The organism is Pedobacter miscanthi (assembly GCF_003315595.1).
GTDB classification, from domain to species: Bacteria; Bacteroidota; Bacteroidia; order Sphingobacteriales; family Sphingobacteriaceae; genus Pedobacter; species Pedobacter miscanthi.
The window spans coordinates 221,497-233,323 of sequence record NZ_QNQU01000009.1 but is presented as its reverse complement, the minus strand read 5'-3'; the positions used below and the strand labels follow the sequence as shown (position 1 = coordinate 233,323).

Sequence of the window (11,827 nt, the reverse complement as noted above, 5' to 3'; positions counted from 1 at the left end):
CAAATCAATCCACTTTTTACTGTCGCAAAATTAGCATATTTTCTTTATTTCAAAAATTATAGATTATTTTGTGCATTCATTCTTACACTTTGCACACAAAGATCAATATCCTCTTTATCATTAATCCTATCTCTGGTGGGAGGGGGAAGCTGCGTATCCCCGATTTTATCGATAAATACCTGGATAAGGAAAAGTTTAGTCCGAATTTTGTTTTTAGCGAATATGTTGGTCACGCCAGTGAACTTGCCGACGAAGCCGCAACTAAAAATTTTGATGTAATTGTTGCTGCAGGTGGCGATGGCACCATTAATGAAGTGGCGGGCAAAGTATTAAAGCACAATAAAATTTTGGGTGTTTTGCCGTTGGGATCGGGAAATGGACTGGCCCGGTTTTTAAATATTTCTAAAAATTTAAGGTACGCACTGTCCATCATCAATAATTTTAAAATTGATGAGATTGATACCGCCGAGTTTAACAACAAATGTTTTTTTTAACCTGGCGGGGATGGGATTTGATGCCCATTTAAGTTCTGTTTTTTCGAAAGATAAAAAACGTGGCTTATCGGGCTATGTAAAACTGGGTTTTAAAGAGGTTTTTAACTACAAACCTCAAACCTATCAGCTTAATATTGATGGAACTGAATATAGCCGAAGAGCTTTTGCGATCAGTATTGCCAATTCATCGCAGTATGGTAACGATGTTTACATTGCACCCAATGCCTCGGTAAAAGATGGCTTGCTGGATGTTTGCATCATTAAACCTTTTCCGATAATAAAATTACCTGTTTTGGGTTATATAATGTTGAGGGGCAAGGCCGAAACATCAGATATGATTGAAATTATCAAAGGGAAAAATATTAAAATTATTAGGGAGAAAGAAGGAGCCGTACATGTGGATGGCGAACCTTTACAAATGGGAACTGAGATCCACGCGGTAGTAAATCCACTCTCATTAAAAGTAATTGTTCCCTGAGTGGGGCGCTAAGCGGATGGCGATGAACCAATAAACAGTTTTTAGTTTACAATTTGCAGTTATCAACAAAGGATCGACGAATGACCAATGAACTAATTGCCAGTGAACCATTAGTCAGTTAACCGATTTCAACAATTAACCGATTAACCTTTGAACCCCTTTTACAAAACATGAAACCAAAGAAAAATAGTTTAAGCGATCTTGGCGGAATTATGTATTCTACCAATCCCGAATTCGAATACGAAGAAGAAGTTGATGATACCGTTACCTCGCCCAACAATCAGCAGGATTTAAGGGTAATGCTCGATAAAAAGAACCGTGGTGGTAAAGCAGTAACTTTAATTACAGGTTTTAAAGGAAGATCTGAGGATCTGGAGGTATTAGGTAAAATGCTTAAAACCAAATGTGGCGTAGGTGGCTCGGTTAAAGATGGCGAAATTATGATCCAGGGCGATGTACGCGATAAAGTAATGGGCATATTGCAAAAAGACGGATATAAGGTAAAAAAAGCTGGGGGCTAGTAGAAATATCCTCCTGAAATAGTCGTCATTGCGAGGAGGCTTTCTCAGCCGACAAAGCAATCTTACAACGATCGCTACACTATCATGTGATTTAAGATTGCTTTTCCGTAAAACGGAACAGGCCGTGCCTCGCAATGATGAACCTTTTTATAAATATGAATTGCAGTATATTCAAAAAACCTCATTCCTCCACAATATAAATACTGCTCCAACCCCACCTTTTACTAGTTTATCTAAACCATATCCTGTTTTAATATTTCCTAAGCAGATTTTTTGCAAGATGTTTATGAAAAATTAAACGCATGAAAAAAATAATTCACCTACTTCTTCTTTGTTTATCACTAAAATCATTTGGCCAGGAAAAAAAGGACATTTTCTTGAGTGAAGCGAATGGTAATTCGATGTTATATGGCATTAGCAGTCCATATTCAAACTGTCCGGTATCGCTGCGGATTGATGAAAGAACCAAGTGGATTTCTATTGGCAACCTTGAATCAGGCGATCCATTAAAAAACAATGTTTTTCTGGGGCAGGCAGAAAATATACATCTGGAGATGAGGATTCATAAAGACAGTTTAAAATATTATAGATATTCGATTATTGAGAACGATAGTGTTTTTCTCGTCGATGATGCAGTTCCAAGCAAGATAAATTTTATATGGAATAGCCAAAGTGATTTTCCGGGTTACTACACAATGAGTTTAGGCGATTATAATGTTGTTGGCAAAAACATTACTGTAAAAGTGTACAAACTGCCTCAAAAATTTAAAGTAAACACTATAATCATTCATAATAAACCACTTTTAACTCCTAGAATACTGGATAAAACTATTCTTTCATCATCAGTTAATATACGGGGTTTATCCGCTAGAGAAATGATAGATTTGGTTAGGAATAAAGGCAGAAAAGCGTTTTTTCTTAAACAGTTACCATTTAAAGCTGGCGATAGCATTGTTGTTAACGATAGTATTAAAAGCATGGCTATAAGAATGATGAATACAGGGGTTGATTTTATTTATAAATTAAAAATAACGAGGTATAGCAGTGATTATCCTGAAGAAACCGTTCTAACTGCTGATAATTGGCGCAATTCAAATATGATAATCGACGCCGAGTATTTTAAAAAACCGGGAATATATTTAGTTACGATTGCCCCTGAAATTTATAGATCAATGGATTTGCCAAGAGGTACAAGTTGGACACCGCCCGGTACTTCATTTGGGTTTACAATTATTGAAAAGAAAGCCAGGCTTTTTTCCGAAAAGCAGCTCATTATTTATGGCTTAATATTATGTGCGATAGGCGGCGCAATTTTTGGTGCGACCCTAACCTACATCAAAAAGAAAGAATCTAAAAAACTGGCTTTACAGCACAGAGATAAAGAAATTGCCAAACTGCAATTAGAATCAGTTCGTTCGCAGTTGAATCCACACTTCTTGTTCAATGCACTTGCAGGTATCCAAAACCTGATGAACAAAAACGAAATTGATAATGCCAACCGTTACCTTACCAAATTTGCGCGCTTAACCCGTAATGTACTGGACCATAAGGAACTTATCAGTTTAACATCAGAGAAGACCCTATTGGACGATTATCTGCAAATGGAGCAATTACGCTTCGGATTTCAGTATCATATTACTGCTTCGCCTGATCTGGATGTGGAGAATATCGAAATCCCCGCGATGTTGTTACAGCCCTTTGTAGAAAATGCTGTAAAACACGGTATTGCAGAGAAAGGAAATGATGGCAAAATTGAAATCAGTTTTATAAAAGCGGAGACAGACTTGATATTGAGTGTAAAGGATAATGGCGATGGCTTTGATACAGTAAAAGATTATGCTGGTTTGGGTTTGGCATTGACCAAAAACAGGATATCTTTACTGAATTCGATTTATAAGGAAACTCCTTTTTTATTAGCGATAAAAGCCGATGCAGAAGGAACTTTAATTCAGGTCACAATTAATCAATGGTTGTAAAATGCGGGCAATTTTAGTAGATGATGAAGTAGCCAACTTAGAAAATCTTAAGATTTTACTTCATAAACATTGCCCTGATATTAAAGTAGTGGCAAGTGCAAGCAACGTCGATGAGGCTTTAGTTCAGGTTACCCTACATCATCCCGATTTACTTTTTCTGGATATCCAGATGGGTAAAAGAACGGGTTTCGACCTGTTAAATCTGCTAAATGAGAAAACTTTTGAAGTGGTATTTGTAACCGCTTATGATAATTATGGTATTCAGGCGGTAAAATTTGCGGCATTGGATTATCTGCTCAAACCTGTAGACCCCGAAGAGTTGAAAGCAGCGGTAGAAAAAGCAGAAATCAGGTTCAGGAATAAAATAAATGGTGAACAGCTCAATTTTCTATTGAGCCAGATTAAAAAGAGTGAACCCGGCAGTCCGAAAATTGCTCTGCCCCAGCAGCACGAAATCCGCTACGTATCGGTTAATGATATTGTGCGTTGCGTAGCCGATAATACCTATACTTTTTTCTTTTTAAGCAATGGCGATAAAATCCTGATTTCGAAACCGCTAAAAGAATATTCCGATCTGCTTAAACCCCAGGGCTTTGTTCGTGCGCACCAAAGCCATCTCATAAACCCAAAATTTGTAAAGAGCTGGTTAAAAGAAGATGGCGGAACGCTGCTAATGGATAATGGCGATAAAATTCCGGTTAGTAAACCGAACAGGGAAATGGTAAAAGAAATGTTGGGAAAGTAGTTATTTCAAATCCCATAGGTTTTTAAACGGCGAAGCCATCAATGAGGGCGATAAAAAAATTAATACTCGAATTAAACCTGCGAGGTTTAGTGTAGAAAAACTGGGTTTCAATAACTAATTCTAAAGGCTTAACCTTTAATCCTCATCAAAACCTGCTCGATCCTCAATGTTGGTTTTTAAATGTATAGCGCTTAACTACTTTCGTTAAACATTTAAAACAATCAACATGAAACAGTTATTAATCTTATTCTTTTTTGTTATTTCTTTTGGAATTCAGGTAGCCCACGCCGTCACTATCGGTGCGCCTGAACTGATTATTCTGTTGATTGTAGGCTTTATTGCAATTGCTGGCGTGACCGGTTTTGTTTTATTATGTTTACATTTAATTAAAAAGACGAAGACTACTAAAAATGAGAAATAGAATAATTTTTGGGTTGATTTTTATACTTGTATTTGGCATTCAGATTGCTCGTGCCGCTATGTTGGGCACGGCCGAAATAATTATACTTTTAGTAGTGGGCATTTTGTTTTTAGCTTTCATTTTTGGAGTGATTATGCTGATCTACTATTTGATCAAAAAAAGCCGTTCACAGCCTCAAATAGCACCTAATAACGTTGCTATAAATTTTACTCCGCCCACGGCCTATCAAAATCCGACTGTAGAGGAAAAGGTTGATAAAAAAGAAGATGTTAAGGTAAATGGCCGGATTGCATTGCCACAGCAGAACGAAATCAGGTATGTTAGTCCTGAAGAAATTATAAGGTGCGAAGCCGATAACAACTATACCAATTTCTTTTTTAGCGATGGCGACCAATTGTTGATCTCAAAATCACTGAAAGAGNGCGACCAATTGTTGATCTCAAAATCACTGAAAGAGTATTCCGATCTGCTTAAACCCCAGGGCTTTGTTCGTGCGCACCAAAGCCATCTCGTAAACCCAAAATTTGTTAAGAGCTGGTTAAAAGAAGATGGCGGAACGCTCCTAATGGATAATGGCGATAAAATTCCGGTGAGTAAACCCAATAGGGAACTGGTAAAGGAAATGTTGGGAAAGTAGCCGTAAAAACCTCGCACTTTACGAAAACCTGCGAGGTTTAGGCATTACAGTACATTTTTGTACTTTTGCGGCTATGTCAGTTATTAAACCCTCATTAGCAAAAGGTACCCGCGATTTTTCTCCCGTAGAAATGGTAAAACGCAATTTTATTTATGATACCATCAAAACGGTTTTCAGAAAATATGGTTATGCCGAAATCCAGACCCCAAGTTTCGAAAACCTTTCTACTTTGACAGGGAAATATGGCGATGAAGGTGATAAATTGATTTTTAAAATATTAAATAGCGGCGAGTTTCTTAAAGATCCTAAAAAGAAATCATTCGATTTTGCCAATGAGGACAATAGTAATAAGCTAATCCCTTTAATCTCTGAAAAAGCCCTGCGTTACGATTTAACGGTGCCCTTTGCACGTTATGTGGTGATGCACCAGCACGAAATCACCTTGCCATTTAAGCGTTTCCAGGTGCAGCCGGTTTGGCGTGCAGACCGTCCGCAAAAAGGCAGATACCGTGAGTTTTACCAGTGTGATGTGGATGTAGTAGGTTCGGAAAGTTTATTAAACGAAGCCGAATTTATCTTAATCTATAACGAAGCCTTAAGCAAGCTGGGCTTAAAAGATTTCAGCATTAAAATTAATAACCGGAAGATTTTGTCGGGTATTGCCGAAATTATTGGTAAACCTGATTTAATTATCGATATGACGGTTGCTATCGATAAACTGGATAAAATCGGTTTGGATGGCGTAAGTAAAGAACTCTTAGAGCGAGGTTTTACCGAAGCTGACCTCGAAAAACTCCGTCCGGTAATTTTACTTGAAGGAAGTAACGAAGAAAAACTGGCCAGCCTTAAAGATGTTTTAGCACAATCAGAAACGGGTTTAAAAGGTATTGCCGAAATTGAGCAGGTTTTTGAATATGTAGATAGCCTCATTTCTTATGCTTTGCCATTAACAGCTAAATTGGAACTTGATATTACTTTAGCACGTGGTTTAAATTATTATACCGGCTGTATTTTCGAAGTAAAAACCAACGAAGTTGCCATGGGCAGTATTGGTGGTGGTGGCCGTTATGATGATTTAACCGGAATGTTCGGTTTAAAAGATTTAACAGGCGTAGGTGTTTCTTTCGGTGCCGACCGCATTTACGATGTATTGGAAGAACTGAATCTTTTCCCTGCCTCTGCAGAAGTGGGTACAAAAGTTTTGATCAGTAATTTTGATGCAGAAGCTGAAAAATATGCCCTGCCGATTGTTCAGCAATTTAGAAATGCAGGTATATCGGCAGAGTTGTACCCAAGTTCGGCTAAACTTAAAAAACAGATGGCCTACGCTGATGCCAAAAATATCCCTTATGTAATTTTAATTGGCGGTGATGAAATTGCCAGCGGAGAACTTACCTTAAAAAATATGCAAAGCGGAGAGCAGAAAAAGCTGAATGTTTTGGGTATTTTGGAGTTGTTGAAGTAGGTTTCGGATTTTTACCGCAAAGGTTGTTGCTAAGAAACCCGGAGTGTTAATGGGGGGCAGCCCTTGCGATCTTTGCGTTTTCTTCAGTTATTCATTTCCTATCTGTAAATCGTCATCTCGACTGGAACGCTGTGGAATGCCCACCTGCTTCGGGCAGGGAGAGATCTGCCTTGATAGATCTTTCGACTACGTTACACTCCGCTCGAGATGACGATAGCCTAAAATCTTCCTGTATACAATCTATTCAGTGTCTTTGCCTTTGTATCCAAACATATTGTTTCTTCATAAATTATCATATTTTTGATTAACACTGCTGATTAATTCAATCATTCTATCATTCAGTCATTCAAAATTCACTCCGTCTCAAACATGCAAGAAATACAACAAAAAGAAATCAAAGATGTAGAATACCGGTTGAAATCAATATTTGGTGGCTCTGTTGGTAATCTGGTTGAATGGTACGATTGGTACACCTATTCTGCATTTGCACTTTATTTTTCCCCCGTATTTTTCCCAAACAGCAATCCTACAGCACAATTATTGGATACCGCAGGTATTTTTGCAGTAGGTTTTTTAATGCGGCCCATTGGTGGCTGGTTATTTGGCAGCATTGCTGATAAACTGGGTAGAAAACGCTCCATGACCATTTCTGTATTGATTATGGCCATCGGATCATTGATTATCGGTTTAACGCCGGGTTATAAACAGATTGGTATTGCCGCGCCATTATTACTCGTTTTTGCACGATTGATACAGGGATTAAGTACAGGCGGCGAATATGGTACTTCGGCTACTTACCTTAGCGAAATGGCCACCAAAAAACACCGTGGTTTTTATTCGAGTTTTCAATATGTAACCCTAATTGGCGGACAATTGTTGGCTTTAGGCATTCAACTGATCTTACAGAACTGGTTGCTTAGCCCCGAAGAGTTACACGCCTGGGGCTGGCGGATTCCTTTTTTTATTGGAGCCATCCTTTCTTTTATCGCATTATACCTGCGCAGGCACATTGATGAAACAGCTGCTTTTAAAAGCAAAAGTTCAGCAGATAAAAAAGGGGGCATTGCCGTATTATTGAAATATCCTAAAGAGGTTTTTACAGTAGTGGGTTTAACCTTAGGTGGTACCATTGCCTTTTATACGTTTAGCACTTATATGCAAAAATTTCTGGTCAATACCGTCCATCTGAGTAAAGAAACCTCTACCACTTTATCTTTTATTTCTTTGCTGGTTTTTGCCATTATGCAGCCTTTATTCGGTTTGTTATCTGATAAAATTGGACGCAAACCTTTGTTAATTGGTTTTGGTGTTTTAGGGACGTTATGCACTTATCCAATCTTAACGGGCTTAGCCGGAGAAACCGATAAAACGATTATATTTTTATTGATGATTGGTGCTTTGATTATTGTAAGCGGCTATACCAGCATCAATGCTGTGGTGAAGGCCGAGCTTTTCCCGGCAGAAATCAGGGCTTTGGGTGTGGGTTTACCTTATGCGCTAACTGTTGCCATTTTCGGCGGAACAGCTGAATATTTTGCACTTTGGTTTAAAAATATCGGTCACGAAAGTTATTTCTATTGGTATGTAACCGGTTGTATTTTAATCTCATTGATTTTATATACCACCATGAAAGATACCAAGCATCATTCGAAGATAGAGGATTAATTTGCGAGCAGAATGCGGAGATGTTGTCATGCTGTCCCGAGTCCTCGGGATTAGCATCTATCAAGGGAAAGATAAGACCCTGAAATAAATTCAGGGTGACGTCAAACTACAAATAATTACTCACTTCAATTAAATTCATATCCGGATCGCGTAAATAAACGGAAATAATCTTTCCGTTTGCTCCGGTCCGTTCTACTGGCCCTTCTTCAATTTCGATGCATTTCTCCTTTAGTTCCTGCATCACTTCGCGCAGCGGAAAATCAGTAACAAAACATAAATCGGCAGTGCCAGGCATGGGTTTAAATGCTTTTGGCTCAAACTCTGCCCCATACTGATGGAGATTGATTTTTTGATTCCCGAATTTTAGTGCTTTCCTGTTTTCGCCAAACTCAATAATTTCCATGCCTAAAGCAACACTGTAAAATTTACAGGTGCTTTCTAAATTGGCAACAGTTAATACAAGGTGATCTAGATTTTTGATGTCCATAATAATAAATTAGAACTAAAGCATCCGCCCTTTTGTTTTAGCTAAAGGATTTATGCCTCCGATATTTGGTTAGTAACTATCGACCAACAAAATAATCAATTTTTATATATTTACCGTTATGCAAAACCTGCCTCCTTTAGCCGAACGTATGCGCCCTCAAAACCTCGATGAATATGTTGGTCAACAGCATTTGGTAGGAGCAGGTGCCGTGTTACGTAAAGCCATCGAAAGCGGTCAGCTGCCATCGATGATTTTCTGGGGCCCTCCTGGTGTAGGTAAAACGACTTTGGCCTATATCATTTCGCAGGCTTTAGACAGGCCATTTTTTAACCTGAGTGCCATCAACAGCGGTGTGAAAGATATCCGCGAGGTTATTGATCGTGCAGCGCAACTTAAAGACAGCTTTTTAGGCCTGCCCATCTTGTTTATTGATGAGATTCACCGCTTTAGCAAATCGCAACAGGATAGTTTACTCGGCGCAGTAGAAAGAGGTTTGGTTACCCTGATCGGTGCAACAACCGAAAATCCATCTTTCGAGGTTATTTCCGCTTTGCTTTCCCGGTGTCAGGTTTATATTTTAAAATCTTTAACCGAAGAGGAATTGGCGGGTTTGTTGCAAACAGCCATTAAAAAGGATACCATCCTCTCACAGAAAAAGATCACGATAAAAGAACATGAAGCCTTAATTCGTTTATCTGGTGGCGATGCCCGTAAATTGTTAAATGTGCTCGAAATAGCCATCAACGGTATTGGCGGGAATAAAATGGTGCTCACCAACGAAAACGTATTAGCACATGCCCAGCAGAACCTTGCCTTATACGATAAAGCAGGAGAACAACATTACGATATCATTTCAGCCTTTATTAAATCCATCCGGGGAAGCGATCCAAATGCAGCCGTTTATTGGCTGGCGCGGATGATTGAAGGAGGGGAGGATCCCTTATTTATCGCCCGCAGGTTACTGATTTTGTCTTCAGAAGATATCGGCAATGCCAATCCAAATGCACTTTTACTGGCCAACAATTGTTTTACCGCGGTAAATGTAATCGGTTATCCCGAGGCACGGATTATTTTATCTCAATGTGTAACCTATCTGGCCAGCTCGCCGAAAAGCAATGCTTCTTACGAGGCCATTAACAAAGCACAGGCTTTGGTTAAACAAACCGGAAATCTGCCTGTACCTTTGCATATCCGCAATGCGCCAACCAAATTGATGAAAAACATCGGTTATGGAAAAGATTACCAGTATTCGCACGGATATGAAGGAAATTTTTCGCCACAAGAATATTTTCCGGAAGAATTAAGCGGCACAAAACTTTACGATCCGGGTAAAAATGCAGCAGAAGAGAAACTGCGCGAAAAGCTAAGGCAGAACTGGAAAGATAAATACAATTATTAGTGTAACATTTTTTATCGAATGCATACTAATAAACATATCAACTAAATCAAACACCTAAACTTAATATGCTGAGTACTTTTTTAAGCCATCAAAGAAAATCTTTCTGGCGTTCGCGGAACAGGGGCAGTAGTATTGCCGGCCAGATTGTTCTGGGGTTTTTTCTGCTCTATTTTTTTGTGCTTGCAATCGGAGCGGGCCTGAGCATGGTTCATATATTGACGTACTTTTTCCCAAAGCAAGATGTAGTTAAAAGTTTTAACGGCATTATTCTCTACTATTTCGCATTCGATTTTATCATGCGCCTGCAGTTCCAGGAACTACCAACTTTAAGTATCATTCCGTATCTGCATTTAAAGATATCCAGGAGTAAAATCATCAGGTTTTTAAATGTTAAGGCATTGTTTTCAGCCTTTAACCTTTGGCCTTTTTTCATCTTTCTGCCTTTCTGTTTTATCAAAATTGCACCTGCCTTTGGAGCTGTTACAACCGTAATGTACATCGTTACAATCTTCTCGATTATGGTTTTCAACAACTACCTGGTGCTTTATATTAAACGCAAGTCGATTACCAATACCTTGTATACTTTTGTTGGTATGCTTCTAATCGGAGCTTTTGCAGCCCTTGAATATTACAAGGTGATTTCAATCATGGCCGGGTCCGATTTTGTATTCAGGGCCATTGTTGCTCAACCCTTATACGGTTTTGCCTTTACCCTGGCAGCTGTTGCTATTTTTTACATAAACTCAGGTTTTTTGCGTAAAAACTTATACGTAGAGGAGTTAAGTAAAAAACAGGAGAAAAAAGGCAGCACCGATTATGCTTTCCTTAACCGTTTTGGTAAGGTTGGCGAGCTGGCCGCATTAGAGCTGAAATTAATTCTCCGCCATAAACGTCCCCGTTCGGCGGTGATTATGGGATTCTTTTTCCTTTTGTACGGATTCTTTTTTTACAAAGAAGAGCCGATTAATAAAGATGCTTTTGGGCAGATGATGTTTGCTGCCATATTTATGACGGGAATTTCCATCATCATTTATGGTCAGTTTATGTTTGCCTGGCAAAGTGCCCATTTTGATGGGATATTGGCCAATAAAATAGATTTTAAAGACTTTATTAAAGCTAAATTCCTGCTTTTTACCATTGGCTGTACCATTATCACTTTATTGGCAAGTTTTTATGGCTTTAAAAGCCCGAAACTATTGCTGCTGCATTTAGCTGCTTATTTATACAATATCGGTTTTGGAACAGTGGTAGTGCTTTACCTCGCTACTCTGAATTATAAAAGATTGGATATTAATAAAGCGGCAAGCTTTAACTATCAGGGAACAGGTGCTACACAGTGGCTGTTAATGTTCCCTTACGCACTTACACCTATTTTAATGTATGTGCCATTCGGTATTTTAAATAAACCTTACTGGGGTTTGGCCGTGGTGGGCATATTCGGATTGATGATGCTGCTGCTGCGGGGCTTCTGGGTAAATTACATTGCAAAACGACTTGAAAAACAACGATATAAAATAGCCGAAGGCTTTAGAGAATAAT

General features: G+C 38.7%; 12 protein-coding genes. 11 read left to right on the top strand and 1 reads right to left on the bottom strand.

Going from position 1 to position 11,827, the window contains the following annotated elements; all coding sequences use genetic code 11:
• The first annotated feature begins 89 nt into the window (after positions 1-89).
• From DRW42_RS29260 to DRW42_RS12470, 9 genes are all read left to right on the top strand, one after another.
• Positions 90-494 carry a diacylglycerol/lipid kinase family protein gene (locus DRW42_RS29260; protein WP_244215261.1) on the top strand — a complete coding sequence of 135 codons (405 nt, stop codon included), beginning with the start codon at positions 90-92 and terminating at the stop codon, positions 492-494.
• Between the two features lie 10 nt (positions 495-504).
• Positions 505-972 carry a diacylglycerol/lipid kinase family protein gene (locus DRW42_RS29255; RefSeq protein ID WP_244215260.1) on the top strand — a complete coding sequence of 156 codons (468 nt, stop codon included), beginning with the start codon at positions 505-507 and terminating at the stop codon, positions 970-972.
• A 170-nt stretch (positions 973-1,142) separates the two neighbouring features.
• Positions 1,143-1,493 (top strand): translation initiation factor, encoded by a 351-nt coding sequence (locus tag DRW42_RS12500; protein ID WP_113949154.1) that lies wholly within the window; start codon positions 1,143-1,145, stop codon positions 1,491-1,493.
• Between the two features lie 302 nt (positions 1,494-1,795).
• Complete coding sequence (locus DRW42_RS12495) at positions 1,796-3,469, top strand: sensor histidine kinase (RefSeq protein WP_113949153.1); 1,674 nt, start codon at positions 1,796-1,798, stop codon at positions 3,467-3,469.
• A 1-nt stretch (position 3,470) separates the two neighbouring features.
• Entirely contained in the window at positions 3,471-4,214 is a 744-nt protein-coding gene (locus DRW42_RS12490; RefSeq protein ID WP_113949152.1) for a LytR/AlgR family response regulator transcription factor, read from the top strand.
• 226 nt (positions 4,215-4,440) lie between these two features.
• Positions 4,441-4,635, top strand: coding sequence for a hypothetical protein (locus DRW42_RS12485; RefSeq protein WP_113949151.1), 195 nt, complete (start codon positions 4,441-4,443; stop codon positions 4,633-4,635).
• Positions 4,625-5,272 carry a LytR/AlgR family response regulator transcription factor gene (locus DRW42_RS12480; RefSeq protein WP_113949150.1) on the top strand — a complete coding sequence of 216 codons (648 nt, stop codon included), beginning with the start codon at positions 4,625-4,627 and terminating at the stop codon, positions 5,270-5,272. Before DRW42_RS12485 ends, DRW42_RS12480 begins: the two co-directional genes overlap by 11 nt.
• Positions 5,273-5,345: 73 nt before the next feature.
• Positions 5,346-6,737 (top strand): histidine--tRNA ligase, encoded by a 1,392-nt coding sequence (gene hisS, locus DRW42_RS12475; protein WP_113949149.1) that lies wholly within the window; start codon positions 5,346-5,348, stop codon positions 6,735-6,737.
• Positions 6,738-7,106: 369 nt separating this feature from the next.
• Entirely contained in the window at positions 7,107-8,402 is a 1,296-nt protein-coding gene (locus DRW42_RS12470; RefSeq protein ID WP_113949148.1) for an MFS transporter, read from the top strand.
• 106 nt (positions 8,403-8,508) lie between these two features.
• On the opposite strand, the gene DRW42_RS12465 is transcribed toward DRW42_RS12470, so the two are convergent.
• Positions 8,509-8,889, bottom strand: coding sequence for a VOC family protein (locus tag DRW42_RS12465; RefSeq protein WP_113949147.1), 381 nt, complete (start codon positions 8,887-8,889; stop codon positions 8,509-8,511).
• Between the two features lie 118 nt (positions 8,890-9,007).
• Between DRW42_RS12465 and DRW42_RS12460 the strand changes: the two genes are divergently transcribed.
• Positions 9,008-10,288, top strand: a complete 1,281-nt coding sequence (locus DRW42_RS12460) for a replication-associated recombination protein A (RefSeq protein WP_113949146.1) — start codon at positions 9,008-9,010, stop codon at positions 10,286-10,288.
• Between the two features lie 65 nt (positions 10,289-10,353).
• Positions 10,354-11,826, top strand: coding sequence for a DUF5687 family protein (locus tag DRW42_RS12455; protein WP_113949145.1), 1,473 nt, complete (start codon positions 10,354-10,356; stop codon positions 11,824-11,826).
• The last annotated feature ends 1 nt before the right edge of the window (position 11,827 follow it).